Origin of the sequence: Streptomyces sp. NPDC046866, from assembly GCF_040704625.1 — a bacterium.
In the GTDB taxonomy this organism is placed as follows: Bacteria; Actinomycetota; Actinomycetes; order Streptomycetales; family Streptomycetaceae; genus Streptomyces.
Window position 1 is genome coordinate 1 of record NZ_JBEYXN010000011.1, and the last position, 21,317, is coordinate 21,317.

The 21,317-nt window shown below is 69.6% G+C and carries 10 protein-coding genes and 2 pseudogenes; 9 read left to right on the plus strand and 3 right to left on the minus strand.

Going from position 1 to position 21,317, the window contains the following annotated elements:
• The 8 genes and pseudogenes from AB0953_RS17920 to AB0953_RS17955 all read left to right on the plus strand — a co-directional run.
• Positions 1 to 416: pseudogene (locus tag AB0953_RS17920) on the plus strand (hypothetical protein); the annotation flags it as partial.
• Between the two features lie 558 nt (positions 417 to 974).
• Positions 975 to 2,309 (plus strand): segregation/condensation protein A, encoded by a 1,335-nt coding sequence (locus AB0953_RS17925; protein WP_366860444.1) that lies wholly within the window; start codon positions 975 to 977, stop codon positions 2,307 to 2,309.
• Positions 2,306 to 2,983, plus strand: coding sequence for an SMC-Scp complex subunit ScpB (scpB, locus tag AB0953_RS17930; protein ID WP_366860445.1), 678 nt, complete (start codon positions 2,306 to 2,308; stop codon positions 2,981 to 2,983). Before AB0953_RS17925 ends, scpB begins: the two co-directional genes overlap by 4 nt.
• Positions 2,983 to 4,161: a pseudouridine synthase gene (locus AB0953_RS17935; RefSeq protein ID WP_366860446.1), complete on the plus strand. Its 1,179-nt coding sequence runs from the start codon at positions 2,983 to 2,985 to the stop codon at positions 4,159 to 4,161. Before scpB ends, AB0953_RS17935 begins: the two co-directional genes overlap by 1 nt.
• Positions 4,162 to 4,305: 144 nt before the next feature.
• A complete protein-coding gene (gene pnuC, locus AB0953_RS17940; protein WP_366860447.1) occupies positions 4,306 to 4,920 on the plus strand; it encodes a nicotinamide riboside transporter PnuC in 615 nt (204 codons plus the stop codon).
• An 86-nt stretch (positions 4,921 to 5,006) separates the two neighbouring features.
• Positions 5,007 to 6,065, plus strand: a complete 1,059-nt coding sequence (locus AB0953_RS17945; RefSeq protein ID WP_366860622.1) for an AAA family ATPase — start codon at positions 5,007 to 5,009, stop codon at positions 6,063 to 6,065.
• On the plus strand, positions 6,062 to 6,790 hold the full coding sequence (locus AB0953_RS17950) for an NUDIX domain-containing protein (RefSeq protein WP_366860448.1): 729 nt from the start codon (positions 6,062 to 6,064) through the stop codon (positions 6,788 to 6,790). The genes AB0953_RS17945 and AB0953_RS17950 overlap by 4 nt, the downstream gene beginning before the upstream one ends.
• A complete protein-coding gene (locus AB0953_RS17955; protein WP_366860449.1) occupies positions 6,787 to 7,803 on the plus strand; it encodes an ADP-ribosylglycohydrolase family protein in 1,017 nt (338 codons plus the stop codon). The genes AB0953_RS17950 and AB0953_RS17955 overlap by 4 nt, the downstream gene beginning before the upstream one ends.
• Before the next feature lie 253 nt (positions 7,804 to 8,056).
• Here AB0953_RS17955 and AB0953_RS17960 read toward each other — a convergent pair.
• The 3 genes and pseudogenes from AB0953_RS17960 to AB0953_RS17970 all read right to left on the minus strand — a co-directional run bounded on the left by AB0953_RS17960 (position 8,057) and on the right by AB0953_RS17970 (position 16,236).
• Positions 8,057 to 8,930: pseudogene (locus AB0953_RS17960) on the minus strand (IS5 family transposase).
• 322 nt (positions 8,931 to 9,252) lie between these two features.
• On the minus strand, positions 9,253 to 9,531 hold the full coding sequence (locus AB0953_RS17965) for a hypothetical protein (RefSeq protein ID WP_366860450.1): 279 nt from the start codon (positions 9,529 to 9,531) through the stop codon (positions 9,253 to 9,255).
• A 3-nt stretch (positions 9,532 to 9,534) separates the two neighbouring features.
• The gene (locus AB0953_RS17970) at positions 9,535 to 16,236 is read right to left on the minus strand and encodes a polymorphic toxin-type HINT domain-containing protein (protein ID WP_366860451.1); all 6,702 of its coding nucleotides are present in this window, start codon (positions 16,234 to 16,236) and stop codon (positions 9,535 to 9,537) included.
• 635 nt (positions 16,237 to 16,871) lie between these two features.
• On the opposite strand from AB0953_RS17970, the gene AB0953_RS17975 reads away from it, so the two are divergent.
• Complete coding sequence (locus AB0953_RS17975) at positions 16,872 to 21,287, plus strand: FG-GAP-like repeat-containing protein (protein ID WP_366860452.1); 4,416 nt, start codon at positions 16,872 to 16,874, stop codon at positions 21,285 to 21,287.
• Positions 21,288 to 21,317 lie beyond the last annotated feature (30 nt).

Sequence of the window (21,317 nt, forward strand, 5' to 3'; positions counted from 1 at the left end):
GCGGTTTCGAGGCCCTGGTCCGGCCGCGGCCGCGGCTGATGGCGTACGTCGTCGTCTACGCGGAGCTCGCGCTGGGCCTCGGGCCGGTGCTGGGCGCGCCGAGGCGGCCGCAGGAAGGTTCTGTCACCGCGACCGGGGCCCCCGCGCCGGCCTCCCGGGGGGCCCGGGGCAAGTCCCAGGGCCGTGGGGCGAACCGGCGGCCCAGCGGGCGCGAACGGCACGACGAGAAGATCACGGTCTACGTCTCCGCCGAGGAGCTTATGGACCTGGAGCACGCCCGCCTGGTGCTCCGCGGCGAACACGGCCTCGCGGTGGACCGCGGCCGCATCGTCCGCGAGGCGGTCGCGGTCGTCCTGGCCGACCTGGAATCCCGCGGCGACGCCAGCATCCTGGTCCGCCGCCTCCGCGGCCGCTGACCGCGCGCCTGCTTCCGGGCGCCGCGCCACCGGAGCCCCGAGGGCCCTTGCCCTGCTCCCGCTCCCGCACCCGAAGCCGGGGCCAGACGGCAGCCCGCGCTCCTGCCCGCCGCACCCGACTCGCCTGGGGCTCCGCCCCGGCCCCCGCGCCCCGGTCTCCGGCGAGGGATTTCGCCGACCTCCCGCTCCGGAAGCGGGCGGGGCCAGCCGACGTGGGGCCTGGCTTCCCCGTGGGGCTTCGCCCCAGACTCCGCGCCTCCATCGCCGTCGGGGCCGGACGGTGGCGACCTCCTGCTACGGAAGCGGGCGGGGGTCCGGGGCGGAGCCCCGGGGAACGGGGAAGGGCGGGGAGGGGCCGCTCCGCGCAGCGGCGGCCCCCGGCCCGGTACGAGCCGTGATCCGGGCCGGCGCCCGCTTCGTGGTGCGGTCTCCGGGCCCGGGCAGCCCGCGCGGAGCGGCGGGGCCCGGGGGCGGGTCCGCGGGCCGCGAGGGGCGCCGTTCGTGGCAGCCTTGGGCGTGGCCCGCCCGGCCGCTCCATCCGTACCAACCTGGACCGCGATGCCCTCTCCCGCCGAACCCGGACGCTCGACCCGCCGCCCCCTGGGTCGCGGCCCGGGCGTCCCGGCCGCCCCCGCAGCCCCTGACGCGCCCGCTGAGCGGCGTACGGAGGCCGAGGCGTCCCGGGAGCCCCGGGCGCCCCACGCGCCCGCCCAGACCCCGCCTGGGCCCCCCACCGTCGTACGCGCCGAGGAGCCCGGGGACGCCCCCGCGCCGACCGGGGCCCCGGAGCTCGGGGCCGCCCGCCCCGCCCGGCCGGACGACCGGCCGGACCCGGAGGACTCCCCCGGGACCACCGCCCCGGCAGGACGCGTCCGGGCCGCCCGGCAAGGCGATCCCGCCGGGCGGCACGTCGGCGAGGCCCCGCAGGCCGGACCCGGTGCGCCGGCCCGGGCCTCCCGCGCGGACGAGCCCGCCCCCGCACCGGACGGCGTCGCGGTCGCAGGGCCGGCGGGGGAGTCCGCCGGGGCCCCCGGCCCGGCGGGCGGACCCGCGCCCGCGGCGCCGGGCGACGGCGGCGGCTCCGCCGAGTACGCCCCCGACGGCCGGTTCACGCTGCGGCTCGACAATTTCGAGGGGCCCTTCGACCTCCTCCTCCAGCTGATCTCCCGGCACAAGCTCGACGTCACCGAGGTGGCCCTGTCCAAGGTCACCGACGAGTTCATGGCGCACATCCGCGCCATGGGCCCGGAGTGGGACCTCGACCAGACCACCGAGTTCCTCGTCGTCGCCGCGACCCTGCTCGATCTCAAGACGGCCCGCCTGCTCCCGGCCGCCGAGGTCGAGGACGAGGCCGACCTCGCCCTCCTCGAGGCCCGCGACCTGCTCTTCGCGCGCCTGCTCCAGTACCGTGCGTACAAACAGATCGCCGCGATCTTCGAGCAGCGGGCCGAGGACGAGGGCCGCCGCCACCCCCGCACCGTCGGCCTCGAGGACCACCACGCCGACCTGCTCCCCGAGGTGGTGATCGGCATCGGCGCCGAAGGGTTCGCCCGCCTCGCTGTGAAGGCCATGCAGCCCAAGGCCGAGCCCCAGGTCTACGTGGACCACATCCACGCCCCCCTGGTCAGCGTGCGCGAGCAGGCGGCCGTGGTCGTCGCCCTCCTCAAGGCCCGCGGCGCGGCGACCTTCCAGGAGCTCACCGAGGACACGGACGACACCCTGACCGTCGTCGCCCGCTTCCTGGCCCTCCTGGAGCTCTACCGGGAGAAGGCGGTCGCGCTGGAGCAGGAGGAGGCACTGCGGACGCTCACCGTCCGCTGGAGCGGCGGGGACGGCGACGGCATGCCCGCCGTCACCGACGAGTTCGACCGGATCGTGGAGGACAAGGAATGAGCGGCAGCGGCGCGGCGGGCAGCGGAACGGCCGGCGGGACGGGCAGCGGTACGGACAGCGGTACGGACCGGCCCCCGCTGAAGCCCGCCCTGGAGGCCGTCCTCATGGTCGTGGACGAGCCCGCGACCGAGGCCCACCTCGCGAAGGTCCTCGACCGCACCCCGCGGGAGGTTGCCGGCGCCCTGCGCGAGCTGGCCGACGAGTACACCGTCCAGGGGCGCGGCTTCGAGCTGCGGCTCGTCGCCGGCGGCTGGCGCTTCTACACCCGGCCCGCGTACGCGTCCGCCGTCGAGCGCTTCGTCCTGGACGGCCAGCAGGCCCGCCTCACCCAGGCGGCGCTGGAGACCCTCGCAGTCGTCGCGTACCGCCAGCCGGTGAGCCGCTCGCGCGTCTCGGCGGTGCGCGGAGTGAACTGCGACGGGGTCATGCGCACCCTCCTGCAGCGGGGTCTGGTGGCCGAGGCGGGCACGGAACCCGAAACAGGTGCGATCCTGTACAGGACGACGAACTACTTTCTGGAGCGGATGGGCCTGCGAGGCCTGGACGAGCTCCCGGAGCTCGCGCCCTTCCTCCCCGAGGCGGACGCGATCGAAGCCGAGACGCAGGAAGGTGTTCCGTCGTTCGATCCGGACGCACCGGACACCGAAGAAGACGACAAGACGACGGAACTTTGATGCGAAGCAGCGGTAACGGCAACGGCGGCAACCGGAACACGGGCGGCGGCGGCAGCCGCAAGAGCGGAGACGGACGCGGACGCGGCAACTACCGCGGCGCCGGCAACGCGCGCGACGACCGGGCGGGCGGCGCGCCGCAGCGTCCGCGCCGCCCGCGCCCCGAGGAGCGCCTGTACGACGTCGGCCCCGAGGGCGAGCGCAGCCGCGGCGCCCGCGGCGCCGACGCCCGGGGCGGAGCCAAGGGCGGCCCGAAGAAGCCCGGGCAGGGCGCCGGCGGACGCCGCGGCCAGGGCCCGGGTGCGGGCGCGCGCGGCCAGGGGCAGGGCGGCGGCCAGCGCGGCGGCTACGGCGCGCCCTCCCGCTCGCGCGAGCTCGACGCCCGGATCGAGGAGCGCGTACGGGACCGGTACGCGAACAAGCCGGTCATCCGGACCCCGAAGACCTTCCCGGGCGCCGAGCAGGAGGGCGAGCGGCTGCAGAAGGTCCTCGCCCGGGCCGGCATGGGCTCGCGGCGCGCCTGCGAGGAGCTGATCGAGCAGGCCCGTGTCGAGGTCAACGGCGAGATCGTCACCGAGCAGGGCAAGCGGGTCCAGCCCAAGGACGAGATCAAGGTCGACGGCCTGACCGTCGCCACCCAGTCGTACCTGTTCTTCGCGCTGAACAAGCCGGCCGGCGTCGTCTCCACCATGGAGGACCCGGACGGCCGCCAGTGCCTCGGCGACTACGTCACCAACCGCGAGACCCGCCTGTTCCACGTGGGCCGGCTCGACACCGAGACCGAGGGCATCATCCTCCTCACCAACCACGGTGAGCTGGCCCACCGCCTCACGCACCCCAAGTACGGCGTGCAGAAGACCTACGTCGCCGCGATCACCGGCTCCCTGCCGCGCGACATCGGCAAGCGCCTCAAGGACGGCATCGAGCTCGAGGACGGCTGGGCGCGCGCGGACAACTTCCGCGTCGTCGACCAGGTCGGCAAGAACTACCTGGTCGAGGTGACCCTCCACGAGGGCCGCAAGCACATCGTCCGCCGGATGCTGGCCGAGGCCGGCTTCCCCGTCGAGAAGCTCGTACGGACCTCCTTCGGGCCGATCGAGCTGGGCGACCAGAAGTCCGGCTGGCTGCGCCGCCTGACGAACACCGAGGTCGGCATGCTGATGCGCGAGGTCGGCCTGTAGGCAGCCCCGCGCGCGGGCACGCCCCGCACGCCCCGAAAGCCCGTACTGCCCCCGGCGGTACGGGCTTTCGGCATGTCCGAGACCTTGCCGTGCACCCCCACCCCTGTTTATAGTCAGGATGACTATTAAAGGAGGGGGCGCGTCATGAGCTGGACCATCAGCTGGACCGAGGTCCTCGGCTTCGCGACCGGAGCCCTGTGCGTCTGGCTCGTCGCCCGGCAGCACATCGCCAACTGGCCGATCGGCATCGCCAACAACGTCTTCTTCATCGTGCTGTTCACCGGGTCCGGCCTGTACGCCGACGCCGGACTGCAGATCGTCTTCATCGCCCTCGCCGCGTACGGCTGGTGGTCCTGGACCCACGGGGGTGGACCAGGAACCGCCGGAGCCCTTCCGGTGCGCCGCACCACCCGCACCGAATGGGCCGCGCTGGCCGCGGCGGGGGCGGTGGGGGTGCTCGCCCTCACGCTCCTGCTCGACCGGGCCACGGACTCGACCGTCCCGTTCTGGGACGCGCTGACCACCGCGCTCTCGCTCACCGCCACGTACGGCCAGTGCCGCAAGCTCGTCGAGTCCTGGTGGCTGTGGATCGCCGCGGACCTCGTCTACATCCCGCTCTACGCCTACAAGGGGCTGTACCTGACCTCCGTCCTGTACGCCGGCTTCCTCGCGCTGTGCGTGGTCGGGCTGCTCGGCTGGCGGCGTACGCTCCCGGCGCGCGGCGCCCGTACGGCGCAGAGCGCGGGGGCGGCCGCATGAACGGCACGCACGACAGGCAGGGCACGCACGACGGGCACGGCACGGACGGCACGCCGGGCACGGAGCGCAGGCGGTACGGGCACGGGCTGGTCCTCGGCAAGTTCTACCCGCCGCACGCCGGCCACCACCACCTGGTGCGCACCGCGCAGGCGCAGTGCGAGCGGCTGACGGTGCTGGTGTGCGCGGCCTCCGTGGAGTCGGTGCCGCTCGCCGACCGGGTGGCGTGGATGCGCGAGGCCCATCCGGGGGCCGAGGTCGTCGGGGCGGTGGACGACATCCCGGTCGACCTGCACGACCCCGCGGTCTGGGAGGCCCACATGGCCGTCTTCCGCGGCGCGGTGCCCGGCCCGGTGGACGCGGTCTTCACCTCCGAGGCGTACGGCGCCGAGCTCGCCCGGCGGTTCGGCGCCGAGGAGGTCTGCGTGGACCCCGACCGGATCCGCTTCCCGGTGTCCGGGACGGCCGTGCGGGCGGACCCGGCCGGCTGCTGGGAGTACCTGGGCCCGGCCGTACGGGCCTCCCTCGCCCGGCGGGTCGTCGTACTCGGCGCCGAGTCCACCGGCACGACGACGCTCTCGCAGGACCTGGCCGCCCACTACCGGGGCCGCGGCGGGGTGTGGGCCGCGACGGGCTGGGTTGCCGAGTACGGGCGCACGTACAGCGAGCAGAAGCTGGCGGCGGCGCGCGCGGCGGACCCGGCGGCCACGTGGGAGGACGTCTCCTTCACCGCGGAGGAGTTCCCGCTGATCGCGCGCAGGCAGGACGAGGACGAGGAGCAGGCCGCCCGTGCCGGCTCGCCCGTCCTCTTCTGCGACACGGACTCCTTCGCGACCGGCATCTGGCACGAGCGGTACGTGGGGGGCCGCCATGCGGAGGTCGAGCGGATCGCCGCCCTGCGGCCCCGCGACCTGTACCTTCTGACCGACCACGCGGACGTCCCCTTCGAGGACGACGGCCTGCGCGACGGGCCGCACCTGCGGCCCTGGATGACGGACCGCTTCCGCGAGGAGCTCCACCGGACCGGCAGGCGCTTCCTCGTCGTGCGCGGGGACCGCGAGGCGCGGCTGAAGACGGCGGTCGCCGCCGTGGACGAACTGCTCGACCGCGGCTGGCACTTCGCGGACCCCCTGCCGGAGAACCGGTGAAGGGCTACGACCGGTCCGCGTTCGAGCCGTTCGCGGTGACGGTCGACCTGGCGGTCTTCACGGTCCGCGGCGGGGCGCTGCACGTGCTGCTGATCCGGCGCGGGCAGGACCCGTACGCCGGAGCCTGGGCGCTCCCCGGCGGGTTCCTGCTGCCCCGCGAGTCCGCGGAGGCGGCCGCCCGGCGCGAACTGGCCGAGGAGACCGGCCTGCCCGAGCCGGTCGTCTCCGGACTCCACCTGGAGCAGCTGCGTACGTACAGCGACCCCGACCGCGATCCGCGGATGCGGGTGGTCTCGGTGGCCTTCACCGCCCTGGTCCCGGACATGCCCGAGCCGGCCGCGGGAGGCGGCGGTGACGCCGACCGCGCCCGCTGGGTGCCGGTGGACGGCACCCCCGGCCTGGCCTTCGACCACGCGGTGATCCTGGCCGACGCCCGCTCCCGGATCGGCGCGAAGCTGGAGTACACCTGCCTGGCCACGGCCTTCTGCCCGCCCGAATTCACCCTCGGCGAGCTCCAGTCCGTCTACGAGACGGTCTGGGACACCGCCCTGGACCGCCCCAACTTCCGCCGCAAGGTCCTCGCGACCCCCGGCTTCGTCGAGGCCGTACCCGGAGCCGCCCGGCTGACCGGCGGCCGCGGCAAACCGGCCGCCCTGTACCGGGCGGGCCCGGCGACCACCCTGCACCCGCCCCTGCTCCGCCCCACGGAAGGAAACGCGCCATGACCCTGCACAAGCGGGCGGCCACGGGAGCCCTGCTGGGCCTGGCCCTGGGCGACGCCCTGGGCTTCCCGACGGAGTTCAACGACGTCCCGTCGATCCTGGCGAAGACGGGCCCGTGGCGGCAGATGCGGCTGCCGCGCCCCGCGATCGTCACGGACGACACCCAGATGACCCTGGCCCTGGCCCGCGGCATCCGCACGGCGACGGAGGCCGCACCCGTGGATCCCCACCGCCTCACCGGCCCGGTCCGCTCAGAGTTCGTGGACTGGTACCACTCCCCGGAGAACAACAGGGCCCCGGGCCGCACCTGTCTGGTGGCGTGCAGTCTCCTCAACGACCCCTCCCGGGACTGGCGGGACGCCAGCCAGATCGACTCCAAGGGCTGCGGGGCCAACATGCGGGTGGCGCCGGTCGGCCTGGTCCCCGGCTGGACGGACGAGGAGCGCGCCGGCGCGGCCCAGCTCCAGTCGGCCCTGACCCACGGCCACCCCACCGCCCTCGCGGCCTCGGACCTGACGGCCCGGGCGGTGTACCTGCTGGCCCAGGGCACGGAGGTGACGGGCCTGGTGGGGCGCCTGCGCTCGTACGCCCTGGACAACCGCACCCGCTACCACGAGCGCTGGCTCGGCGACCTGTGGATGCGCACGACCGCGGACGCCACCCCGGAGTCCTTCATCGCCCGCGGCTGGGACGAATGCCTGGAGGCGCTGAACCGCCTGGCAGCAGCCCTGAAGCACCCCTCCCCGGAAACGGACCCGTGCCTCACCACCGGGGACGGCTGGATCGCGGAGGAGGCCCTCGCCACGGCCCTCCAGTGCTTCCTGCTCTTCCCGGAGGACCCGGTCACGGCCCTGCGCCGCGCCGCCTGCACGGCAGGCGATTCGGACTCCATAGCCGCCCTCGCCGGCGCCTTCGCCGGAGCCCACCTCGGCGCCGCGGCCTGGCCCGAAGACTGGACCACCCGCATCGAATACCGCGAAGACCTCCTGACCTTCGCCACCCTCTGGGACGCCTGAGCGAAAGCGTGAAACAAACCTGAGTTCCTGTCCAGCCATTCGGCAGGAACTCGGGGGATACCTCCATGGCGTGCTCGCCACCGCGCAACGGCGGAGTGAGTGACTGAAGCTGCCGACCGGATATCCTGAGCATCAGCTGTGCGGGTGCTCAGTAGCGGGAGGCGGCACTGCGCTACATTGACGCACTGGAGACAGGTTGTCTACTCACGACAGTGGTCTCGGCAAGCCCTAGGGCCTGTTGTGAAAGTGCTGGTCACAGCCATTCGTTGATGGCTGCGACCAGCACGGTCGCTTCGTAGCGGACGGCGAGTTTGTCGAACCGGGTGGCCACGGCCCGGTGGCGCTTGAGGCGGTTGATCCCGCACTCGACGGCGTGCCGCTGCTTGTAGTCGTTTTTGTCGAACTTCGGCGGCCGCCCGCCGCGGGAACCGCGTTTGAGGCGGTTGCGGACCCGGTCCGCGGGCACGGGAATGGTGGCCTTGATACCGCGTCTGCGCAGGTAGACGCGGTTGCTGCGGGAGTCGTACGCCTTGTCCGCACGGACGCGGTTCGGGCGCTTGCGCGGCCTGCCGAACCCGAGCCGTGGCACCCGGATCGCCTCCAGGACCGGCTCGAACTGCGGCGAGTCACCCCGCTGCCCGGCAGTAATGACCACCGACAAGGGCTTCTGCCCCTGTCGACCGCAAGGTGGATTTTGCTGGTCAGCCCGCCGCGGGAGCGTCCAAGTCCGTGGTCGGCCGGCTCGACGAAGACTCCGCCGGGCGGCTCCTTCTGGAGGTCCCCCCTTTGGCCGCTCCGGCGGCGTGCTGGTGAGCCCGGCAGACGGTGGAGTCGACGTTGACGTCCCAGGTGATCAGGCCGTTGGCGTCCGCCTCGGCCTGGAGCTGGGTAAGGATCCGGGACCACGTGCCGTCTCGCTGCCAGCGCCGGAACAGGTCGTAGACCCGGTCCCAGGGCCCGTAGCGTTCGGGCACATCACGCCAGGGGGCGCCGGTGCGGGTCCGCCACCGTATGCCGTCTATCAGCTGCCGCCGCGTCCATACCTGCGGCCGGCCCGGCTTGATGCCCTGCGGCAGCAACGGCTCAAGCCGGGCCCACTGCCCATTCGTCAGATCCCCACGTCCCACAGGACGTGATCATCAACGAACAAGATCCGCTTTCACAACAGACCCTAGGCGCGAGCCTTGAAGCCGAATGTGCGTGCTTCGGCATGTAGCTGGAGAACGGCCTCTTTCTGCCGTGGCCGCGGGCATGTAGGCCCGGGACGAAGCTCGGACCGTGGCGTCCATCGCAGCCATCTGGAGACCGAGCCGCGGTTCGAAGACGGTTCCCTCGGAGACGACACCACTCGATATGTATCAGCGTACCAGCGGGCTCTCGTACCCATCGGCTCGTGGCGGGCCACCGCGAAGGGCGGCCCGCCAGTATCAGCTGTCCGACGCTGTTGGGCTAGGTTCCATATGGCAACTTGAAGCCAAGTTGACGGGAAGTTTTTTCGTACAGGTCCAGCAATTCATCGACGGTTTCTTTCGCTTCCCTCAGTGGAAATCTCGCTTCCTCGATGTCGCCGGAATCAAGAGAGTCGGCTAGTTCCTGTAGAGTTTCCTGGAGAATTTTGAGGGAATCTCCCTGTATGGCGGCGGCGGGAAAGTTCCTGCCCCCGACCTGAACGACGGCGTAGTTTCCGTCAATTGCCAGGAGTCGGCTTTCGTTCTTGCGCTGCTGCATCATCTACCTCTGGGGGTGAAACATTACGTAGGGTTCGGTTTCCACCAATTGGCCGGTGAATATGTCCTGCCTTCTTCCCCTGCCGAGACTCACGTCTGCCTTTGGCAGGGAGCTTGAGATCCTGCTTTTTGTGCGGCTATTTATGCCGGTAATCACGTAGTCCCAGTCCGACTCTGCGTGGTATCCGTTCGGGTTGCTCGTTGACCTGGGCCCCTTGACGCGACTTCCAACAACCGCAATACTCACCCCCCTGCTGTTGGCGGCGTTCTGAATCCGTGTCATTTCGGACACCGTCATGCCCTCAAGTGAGGCGCCATTGGCTACGATCGGTTCGCATGAATTGTGGACTAGTACGGCAGTTTTTCCCGCCAGCACATAGTACGTGTGCACGCCTGAGACAGTGAAGTTGTACGTCTTCACATACTCGGTGAAAGCCCGGTTGCCCGTGATGCGGACCTCTTCGCCTTCGTCGGTGAGAAGGCTTATGCCAGGAGTGAGGTCTCCGGCGTGGATCCAGCTGTTGTCCTTGGGGGACCAGAACGGGTGGTCGTGCGTGGCGGTGAGCTGCTCAGTGCCCGTCGGTGTTTCGATCGACAGTTCGTTGAGGTCCCGCTGGCCCTGCGACTGGATCAGCTGGGTTACGGCATGCGGTCCGGATTCGCCGCTCCTTGGGTCCACGGCGAGGACTTCGTCGCCGACCGAAATCTCTTCAATTTTCTTGGTGGTCCCATCGGCCATCAGGACGGCCGTGCCGGCGAGGAAGCAGTTGGATCCCCCAGTCCTTACTTTGCCATTCTCCCTCAGTCCATCGCGAAGTCTGATTCCGCCAGGACTGCCGCCGGGGATGTCGTATGGCGCCACATCTCCGCTTGCCAGCTTCGCCTCTTGGTTGAGCATGGTGACGCGAGCCAGGTCTTCGCCTCTGCAGTCGACCTTCTCGCATGCGTTGAGCATTGCTGTCGTCTGGGCGACCCAGAGGGCCTCCGGCGAGTCCTCCACTGTGAACTTCAGTTGAATATTCAGGTTCTGCCGATAGATCTGAATGAATTTCAGAACGTTCTTCTTCGGCAGCGGAATCGGCTTCAGGTTCGGCGTGAGCCAGTAGCGGTCGTTGATGGTCGGGCGGCCGTTGTTGTGCGGGTTGTCGTAACCGCCCGATATCGGCTTCTTGCGGGTCGGGTCGTTCGCATCCTTCTTGTCGTCGCGGGGGTTGAGGTGGCCGTCGCAGTGGCCGTAATAGCAGTCGGTTTCCTGGAGGCCCGACGGGTCGGTCAGGGAGACCGGGTTGTTGCTGGAGTAGACGTAGCCGTGCATCTGCTGCGACTTCGTCAGGTCCATGATCGGGTCGACCGAGACGAAGCGGCCGATCAGCGGGTCGTACTCGCGGGCGCCCAGGTGGGTCAGGCCGGTGTCGGTGTCCTTGGTGCCGCCGACGAAGCCCTTGTCACCCGCCCACGTCGTGGGCTTTGTGCCGCGTTCCTCGCCGAAGATCCCCGTCTTGCGGCGGGTGACCGCCTGCGTGGTGTCCGCCGTGATCTGGGTGGTGCCCGTGCCGTGGTGGTCGGACAGGAGGAACGTCAGCTTGCCGTTCTCCCGCATGGCGACATCGCCGTAATAGCGCGTCGCCTTGACCGTGCCGGCCTTGTCCAGGCGGAGTTCGTTGCCGCCCGGGAGGTAGAGAGTGGTACCCGTCGAGTCCTTGCGGAGCAGGCGCTGGCCGCTCGTGTCGTAAAGGAAGGAGCTGCTCGACGTGCCCTGGTCGAGGGACTTCAGGTGACCCTCGACGTCCCAGGTGAGGTACTGGGTTTCGGCGCTCCCGCTGGTCTTGCGGCTCTTGGTGTTGCCCGAGGCGTCGTAGGTGAACGTCTCCTCGTGAGGGTCGGTGCCGGTCTGGGTGACCTTGAGCAGGTCGTGCTTGCCGGCGGTGGGCGGGGTGTAGGTGCGGACGGTGTCCGCCGTGGGGCCGGAGGCCGTTTTGTGCTTGGCTTCCGTCTTGCGGTTGCCGACCGCGTCGTAGGTGTACGTGGTCCAGTACGGGTCCTCGCCACCGATGACCGTGGCCGACGGGGTGGCGGCGCAGGTCTCGCCCTTGTTGGTCCAGGCCTGCGTGATGCGGTTGAGCGCGTCGAGGTTGACGCACTGGGTGTCGGTGCTACGCGTGGTGTCCTGGCCGTAGGCCGCGGCGATCGAGGTGATGGCCCCCGCCGGGTTGTAGCCGTACTTGGTGTCTTCGATGCGCTGAGGCGCGACATCGCGGTCCGTGTACGCGCGGGTGACCGCGCCCGTGTGCTCGTCGTACTCCGTCGAGCGGTACAGCCGCTGGCCCGCCGCGCCCAGTTCCTGCCGCGTGCTGCGGCCGAAGTGGTCGTACGTCATGGCCGAGACCAGGCGGCTGCTGCCGGCCCCCATGGTGTTGAGGAGGCCGGAGACCGATTTGTAGGTGCTGCCGACGGTTTCCGCGGGCAGGTCGCCCATGGCCGGCTGCTTCGTGGTCAGGACCTGACCGCTGATGTTGTAGGTGTTGGTCCACTGGTAGGTGCCGGCCAGCGCCCCGGTGTCGGGGGTGGCGGGGATGGTCACCTTCGTGGCCAGTGGCTGGTAGAGGTCGTTGTAGGAAAGGACCTCCGACTCGAACGCCTTGCCGTCGACGAATCGCGTCGACTTTGTCGGCTGGCCCTTCGCCACCGTGTCGTAGACCGTCGCGGTGAGGGTCGTGGTGCCCTGCTTGGTGGCCGTGACACGGCCCAGCTCGTCGTAGTCGGTGTGCAGCGTGATGTTGCGGGCGTCGGTGACGTCGGTGGGACGGCCGCCGACGTCGTAGACCGTCTTGGTGGTGCCCTTGTCCGGGTCGGTCGATTCGATCTGCTGGCCGCTGACGTCGTAGACGTAGGTCCACTTCGCCTGGCTCGGGTCGGTGACCTGGGCCAGCCTTCCGGCGGTGTCGTAGGCGTACAGGGTCGACTGCGAGGTCGTGAGAGCAGGGTCCGTGTACTGCTTAAGCTCGACCGTACGGCCGAGGGCGTCCACCACGGTCGTGCTGGGCGTGCCGCCCTCCGGGGGGACGACCGTGGTCGTGTCACCCGTGTACGTCGTGGTGGTCCGCTTGGTCTCCGTGCCGAACTTCTTCGCGATGACCGCCGTGACGCGCCCCACACCGTCGTACAGGGTGTCCGCGGAGGCCGGATAGGCGGCTTCCTGCCCCGTCACCAGCTGCCCGGTAGGCGTGCCTTCGGCGTAGTAGACGCCCGAGGTGCGCCACGCCTGACCGAGGGTGTTGTAGAAGGTCTCGCTGATCAGCCGACCGGCCAGGTCGGGCGACTGCGTCTGGGTCTGCCGCTCGCGCAGCAGGCCGTCCTGGATGGAATAGGAGACGGCGTACTTGTAGTCGTGGGTGAGCGTCTTCGACGTCACGACCACCGGGCCGTCGTTGCGGATCAGGTAGTCGAAGCTGCTGCTCGGTGCGTCCGGATAGGTCGCGGCGGCACGGTTCGGTGCCCAGACCTTCGTCACACGGCCCAGCGCGTCGTACTCCGTGGTGGTGACCTTGCCGTTGGCGTCGGTCGCCTGGAGCGGCTGGGCGCGCAGCGGGTCTATGACCGAGCTGGTGACGTGGCCCTTGGGGTTGGTGACGACCAGCGAAGTCGGCGCCTCACCGGTGGCCGGGGTGTAGAGCGTCGTGGTGATCTGGCCGTACGGATCCGCGGACGCGAGCTGGCGGCCGTAGATGTCGTAGCAGAGCTGGTTCTTCGCGGCACCGCACGTGCTCGGCACGGACGAAACGGGGTCGTAGCCGTCGCCCTTGGCGTTGATCGTCTCGATCTTCGTCGTCAAGCCGGGACCGGGGACCGCTCCCAGCGCACCGTTGTCGAAGTACGTCCGGACGTCCTTGACGACGTCGGCCGGTCGGTTCACCGCCGCGCCGCAGGCAACGGCGACGGTCTCCACGCGGCTGACCTTGTTCAGAATCCACGTGTCCTTGTTGCGTGCATACGAGGTGGTGGTGCACTTCTCGTCGCCGGCCTTCGCCGTGTCACCCGTCTCGGAGATCGAGTCGATCATGCCGTACTCGTCGAAGTGGCTGGTCGACTCGACCGTGCTGACACCGCCGGTGACCGTGGTACGGGTGGACTGCTTCTCCGTGCCGGTCTTGTACGAGACCAGGTCCGGCAGGCCGTCGCGCTTCCTCGTGGCCACCGCGGCCGAACGCCAGGGGGTGGTGGAGGTGGCGGTTACGAGCTTCGTGGTGTCGTCGCCGTTGTACGTCGCCGTCTCGCGCGGCGTGCCCGCGAACTCCTCGCGGTCGATGACCGCGACGCCGGCCGAATCCTTGACCTCCTTGCCGTCCAGACCTCGGAAGTAGCGCGTCTCCGAGAGGGACTTGGCGTCGTTCGCGGCACCGGTACGGGTCTGGACCCGCTCGTAACCGCGGGCGACGGAGTGGACCCGGTTCTCGGACTTCGTGAACTCGTCGGTGCTCTTCGCCCAGGCGGCCCCGCCCAGGTAGTCGTACGAGGTGACCTTGTCCGGGGAGTCGGCCAGGTTGTCGCCCTCGACGACCTGGGTGACCACGTAGGAGTTGAACCAGTCGAGCTTCGCCGTGTCGCCCTCGAACACCCACTTCACCGGGTAGCAGCGGGTGGTGTTCGTCTCGTCCGGCTTGGGCAGCGTCGTGTCGGTGCAGTCGGGCTGGGAGTACGTGACCCCGATGGTGCCGCCCGTCTCGGTGGTGACCTGGTACATGCGCAGGCGTATGAACGGAGCCAGGCCGTCGCCCGTCTTGTCGACGCGGTTGGGCCGCTGCTCGCCCGCGAAGGTCACCGGCGGAAGCGGGACGTCCGCCCCGGCGCCGGCCTTGCCCGTCCGCTTGATCGACTTCAGCCACATCGGGGTGGAGATGCCGTCGCCCGAGGGCGGGAAGCTCTGTTCGAGGGCCCAGGAGTCGACGTCCTGGTACGCGCCACCCGTGAGCATCTTGGTGTTGATGCCGGTCAGGCGCATCCGAGACCAGAACGTGGGCGAGTACTGGTCCTTGCACTCCGTCGAGCCGTCCTTGCAGAACAGGTCGAAGGGTGAGTCCGGCCAGTTCTTCGCGTTCGCCTCGTCGAAGGTGCCGCAGCTGTTGAGGCAGCGCTCGGACACGTCGAAGGTGACCTGTCCCATCGCCTTCGCGGTGTAGACGGAGTCGTTGCGCAGACCGTAGTCGATGTGGTCCAGCCAGCCGCCGCGGATGTACGGGGTGACCGTGGCCTTGCCGGTCGTCGAGGAAACGTTCCGGCCGTAGTTGTTCGTCTCGGTCTTCCAGTAGTACGCCATCGCGTCCCCACCGGGAGCGACCACGTAGTCCAGCTGCCAGCGCCAGGCCTGCTGGCACCATCCGGATGCGAAGGAGGAGTTGTAGCAGGGTTCCCCCGACTGGTTGCCGAAGACCGGGACCGTCCAGGCGGAGTTCGTCGTCGGCGTCGAGGCGTCCTTCCACCCCGGCAGGCGGTTCAGGCCGAAGTAGTACTGGGTTCCGTCGATCGTGGTGACCCGCCAGTGCTCACCGTCGTTGTCGCCGTTCGAGGCGCCGGTCAGCTTCTCGACCTTCTCGCCCGAGTCGGACGCCGGGTGCCAGCCCTTGTCCTTCTCGTACACCAGCTCGGTCGACTTGCCGCCGAGCGAGAGAGTGGCGTTGTCGTTGAACCAGCACAGGTCGCCCACCTTGGTGGTGTTCGTCCCGCCGGTCTTGTCGTCCTCGCAGGACTTGTACTTCCGCTCGATGAAGCCGGGCTCCCAGGACCAGCCGTCGCCGATCCAGGAGGCCTGGGTGTTCGAGGCGGACGTGCGGCCGTCCACGCTCTGGGAGCTGTAAGCCAGCGAGATCTTCGGGTCGAGGCCGCCGGGCACGGTCGGCACGCCGATGCCGTAGGACCAGGAGAACGCACCGGTCGAGCCGCCCGCGTTCCAGGAACCCGAGGGCTGGAGCGAGGTCGCCTTGTAGTCGCCCGTGGGGCCGGATGCGCCGGCCGTGGCGGCCAGGACGGTGGCTCCCGCGGTCGCTGCTGCCGGCGCGGACTGCGGACCCTTGCCGGTCTTCGCCGCTGCTGCCGGCGCGCCGGCCGTGTCGACCTTGGCGGACAGCTTGCCCGCACGGGTGTCGTTCTTCGTCTGCAGCGGCTTCTGGGTACGGCACTCCGCGCGTTCGGGAGTGGTCAGCGCACACGCCGGCAGCTCCACCAGGTGCAGACGCGCGGCGTAGTCACCCCCGTAGGCCTGGCGGAAGGAGCTGTAGTCCACCTCCACCTCGGCCGGGACGGTGCGTGCGGCGCCGTCCGTGCGGGCCAGCGAGAGCAGGACGCCGTCGATGCCGGCCTTGCGGGCGGCACCGTGATCGGCGACCGCGACCTTGACCCGGCCCGGATCCGTGATGCCGACCGCCGGGCTGCTCTTCAGCAGGACGGACTTGGACAGGCCCGCCGCTGCCGGGGAGAGCACGACCGGCAGCCTGCCGGCCTGCCCGCCGGTGGCCAGGGAGACCTCGGCCGAACCGGCCGACGGCCAACTGGCCTTCGTCTTCTGCTTGTTCTTCGAATTCTCTGCGGCCGCGTCCCGGCGCTTGGCACCCCCGGTGGCGACCTTGGTCACCTTGACCGCTTTCGGCTGCTTGAGCGCCGGCAGCGGCGGGCCATTCTTGCCTTCCGCTGCTACGGCTGCGCTGGGCAGCACGCTCGCGAGAACAGCGGCAGCCAATGCTGCCGAAAGTCCTCGCATGCGAAATCTTCTCACACCCCACCCCAACTGCGATTTTGGATATTCGGGCGCAGACTAACAGGAGGCACTGACTTTATGGTCGTGCCTCTGGTGCGTGAAACGGGCACGTCGGAGCAAGGAAATATATATGTGATCTACTGTCCCAAAATCGGACATGCGTGCCATGTGTCCTGCAAACGTGCAGGTGGAGCGGCCTGCAGCCTGTCGGCGCCACCGGGTAGAGTCGCGCGGGATATACGCTGGCTTTATGTGTGGGGGATTGAATGGCGGAGGGGACACCCCGTCGAGATCTGCGTAGCAGGCGCATTTTCTTGGCTGGATGCTCGCTTGCTCTCGCAGGCGGAATAATTGGCTCCGGATTGGCCGTCCTGGAGCCGACGGCGGCAATCGCTGCTACGGCGGCCGATCCGGTTGTCGACGGTTCTATGAGCGAGCAGGACTTCGCTCTGAAGAAAGCGAAAGAAACAGGCCAGCCATACGAGCTGATTTCGGCCCGGACCGCGTCGTCGGACACCTGGGCACTGCCCACCGGAAAGTGGTCCGTGAAGCGGTACGGCACCACCGTGCGGGTGCGTCGCGGTACTGCCTGGGTGGCTGCCGACCCGACGCTGCAGTTCGCGGCGAACGGCACCGTGGTCTCCAAGGCGGCCTCGGTCTCGGTGGTCTTCTCCGGCGGGGGCACCGGCCCGCTGCTGTCCGGCGTGAAGGACGGCCGCACGTTGTCCCTGACCTGGCCCAAGGCCCTGCCGAAGCCGACGCTGGCCGGGAACGTGGCGACGTACGCGAACGTGTTGCCCGATGTGGATCTCCAGCTGAAGGCGGAGGTCGAGGGCTTCTCGCAGCTCTTGGTGGTGAAGACCGCGGCGGCGGCCAAGAACCCCGAACTCGCCACCCTGAAGTTCAAGCTCGACACCGTCGGTCTGAACGTGTCCACGGACGCCACGACGGGGCTGATCAAGGCTGCCAACCCGGCAGGTCAGACGGTGTTCACAGCTGCCGCGCCGTCCATGTGGGACTCGACCACCACTGCGGGCGCCGCCGGACCCGCCGCGGCCAAGGGGGCCGCTGCCTCTTCGGCGGCAGCCGCCGACGGTGGCACGCCGCCGGCTCCTTCAGACGTGTTCGTGGCACCGTCCGGGGCGAAGAACGCGCAGATGCCGACCACCGTCTCGGGCGGCAACCTGGAGATCAAGCCGGACCAGGCGCTGCTGGCCGACGCGGCGACGAAGTACCCGGTGTACATCGACCCCTCGGTCGCCTGGGGTGAGAAGCAGAACTGGGCATGGGCCTACCGGAGCTGGCCCAACAAGTCGTACTGGAACACCAAGGAGGACGTCCGCGTCGGCCACGAGAGCGAGACCAACGGGCTCTCACGCTCCTTCTTCCAGCTCGACACGTCCAACCTGAAGGGCACGCAGGTCATCAAGTCGACCTTCCGTGTCAAGGAGACGTGGGCCTGGTCCTGCACCAAGACGCCGGTGGAGCTGTGGCAGACGGGCTCGATCTCTCCGTCCACCACGTGGAACAACCAGCCGAACCGAGTCCAGCACCTCCAGACGGTGAAGGAGGCCAAGGGCTGGGGAGCGGACTGCGCCGCCGGGAACCTGGAGTTCGACACGACGAGGCTCGCCCAGGCCTCGGCCTCCAACGGCTGGTCGTCGGTGACCATGGGGCTGTACGCGTCGGACGAGTCGGACGTCTACCAGTGGAAGCGCTTCGACCCCAAGACGATCACGCTCGAGACGGAGTACAACAATCCGCCGCGGACTCCCTCGGCCCTGGGTACGTCCCCGGTGACCTCCTGCACGGACGGCGGCGTCGTCGGCAACGCGCGGATCAGTGTGTACGCCACGCTCGACGATGCGGACGGAGGGAACCTGCAGGCCGAGTTCCAGCTGTTCAAGGCCGGTCAGGCCGCCCCGATCGCGACGCAGGCGCTTCCGGCCCTCAAGGGCCGGGTCGTGACGTGGACGATTCCCGACGAGACCCTGCCGACGGGCAGCTACAGCTGGAACGTCCGGGCTAAGGACCAGGACAACGCGACGTCGGCGTGGTCGGCCACGTGTGGCTTCCAGGTGGACCGGACCCGGCCGAGCAAGCCCCCCGTGGTCAGCTCGAGCCAGTACCCCGACGGCACCAACGGGTGGCCCGCCACCACGGGCAAGGCCCGCACCCCCGGCACCTTCACCTTCGGTGACAACGGAGTCCCCGATGTGAAGGAGATCTGGTACTACACCGACTTCGAGCCGCGTCTCAAGCCGGTGGCCCCCGGGGCGAGCGCCACCGTCACTCCGCCGGGGTACGGACCGCACTCCGTCTACGCCTACAGCATCGACAAAGCCGGAAACCGGTCGGACACGACCACCTACCGCTTCTACGCCGGGCGCTCCACCTCCCAGGACGGGCCGGGCGACCTCAACGGCGACGGCCTCCGGGACATCTGGTCCGTGGACACCAAGGGCCGGCTCTACACCTACGCAGGGCAGGGCAACTCGAAGTTCGCGGCGTCCCCGGCCGCCGACGGGATGACCTTCAGCGGGGCGCAGACCGGCTCCCACGGTGACTGGGACGGAGACGGCTACAACGATCTCCTCTCCCTCGAGTACGTCGGCGCAGCCAAGAAGAAGAAGCTGTGGACGTACCCCAACAACGGCCAGGGCTCGATCGTCAACAACCGCGTCGAGCTCACCGTCAGCTGCCCTGAGAAGGACCCGGCCGCGGGATGCGACTACGGTGACGACTGGAACGGCAACGACCACTGGTACAACGCCGAACAGGTCGTGACCCCCGGCGACCTCAACCGTGACGGTACTCCGGACGTCCTGGTCAAGCAGGGCAAGCAGCTGTGGGCCTACTACGGCAGCATCTACAACACCCTCAACGACAACGGCGACCCCGTTCTCGTCGGCAACGGCGACTGGGACAAGTTCACCGTGGTGGCCCCGGGTGACCTCAATGGCGACGGAGTCCCGGACCTCTGGTTGCGGGAGAACGCCACCGGGGACGTCTTCCGTACGTACGGCAGCAAGGGCCCGGACGGCAACCTCGACCCGACGACCTGGGGCAACGCCGCCGCCCGCGTGAAGATCGGTTCCGGTTTCGGCGAAGCGGTCTACCCGGCCCTCGGCAGCGTCGGTGACATCACCGGTGACGGCCTGCCGGATCTCTGGGCGCGCAAGCCGGACAACAAGGTCGTGGGGTGGTCGGGCACGGCGCCCGATGCCAATGGCCTGTCCTTCGGCGCCGAGTTCGTCATAGCCACCCAGCTGCCCCGCGTCCCGGTGGCCGGCAACGAGGTCGGCAACGGCAACGACCGAGTCCGCTGGGCCGACTTCGACGGCGACGGCAAGCTCGACTACGTCGTGATCGCCGACGACGGCGCCCTCTCGGTGTGGATCAACAACGGCGGTGAGAGCGGCGGCGGCTGGAGCTGGATGGGAGTCTCCTCCTTCCCCGGCCGTATCAGTGACCGGACGCACGTACGCCTGGCCGACTTCGACGGCGACGGCAGGGCCGACTACGTGGTGCTCAACGCCAATGGCTCGTTGAACGTCCACCTCAACAAGGGCGGCGGCAACGGGGGGTGGAAGGACATCGGCCAGGTGTTCGCAGGCCAGACCACGGATCCCGCCAGGGTCCGACTGGCCGACTTCGACGGCGACGGCAAGAGTGACTACCTCATGTTCGCCGAGAACGACGAAGTGACCGTCCACCTCAACAGGGGTGGTGACGGTAGCGGCGGCTGGCAGGCCCGCGGCAAAGTGGCCGCTGGTCTTGACCGCCACCGCTACAGCGTCCGCTGGGCCGACTACGACGGTGACGGAAAGGCTGACTGCTACCTCATCAAGAGCGACGGAGCAGTAGACGTCTCGCTGAACCAGGGGGGCGACGGCGCCGGGGGCTGGAAGTCGCTGGGCCAGGTGACAACTGGGTTCACCACCAACTACCAGCTGGTACAGTTCGGCGCCTTCACCCCTGATGCCAACGCCGACTACATCCTGGCCGGCCCGAACGACAGCGCGGCCGTGCACGCCTGGAACGGTGGGGACACCGCCAGCAGTGCCGGCTGGATCTCCCTGGGCACCGTCAAGGCAGGCTCGGATTCCAACCCCGCACCCGCAGGGGCGTTCTTCCACTCGATCCGGTCGCCGTCCGGTGGCTGGGCCCCGTTCAGGCCGCTGAACGGCGTCGGGGGAGCCGGCTACTTCCAGGGCAGTGAGCAGGCCATCGCCTCGAGCCCGGACGGCTCGGTGCAGACGTTGGGTACCGGACTCGACGGAAACCTCTACCACCGGATCCGGTACTCCAACGGCTACTGGAGCAACTGGCAGGCGGTGCCGGGCACCGGCGGCTACAACACCACCTGGGGTTCCAAGCGCGAGGGAATCGCAGGGATGTCGAACGGTGACGCGCATGTCGTCTCGATCGGCACGGACAACCGGATCTACCACACCATCCGATACGCCAACGGCAACTGGCAGGGCTGGAACGCCGTCTCGAACTGGAGCGCGCTGGCCGTCGCCACGACGTCAACGCCGAACGGCGACCTGCACGTGATGATCATCGGACTGGATCACAAGCTCTACCACGCCATTCGCTACCCCAACGGCAGCTGGCAGAGCTGGAACGGACTGGGCGGCTACCAGGGCGGCCCCGAATTCGTCGCATCGGCGGTGGCAGTCGCCGGGATGCCGGACGGCACCGCCCAGTTCGTCGCCGTGGGCAACGACGGGCGCCAGTACCACGACATTCGCCGCACCGACGGAACCTGGCAGGGCTGGGCGCCGATCGGCTACGTGGACAACGCCACGAGCGTGGCGATCGCAGCCGCTCCCAACGGTGATGCCCAACTCGTCGCCGTGGGGACCGGCGGGACCGTCTACCACAACGCCCGTTACGCCAGTGGGAGCTGGCAGAGCTGGATCGCGCCCGGTTTCGACGCCCAGGACGCGGGGATCGCCGTGACCGGCAACGGGGACGCGCACGTCCTCGTCAGCCATCGCTGATCTGCTGCTCGGTGTGAAACCCGGCCGGCC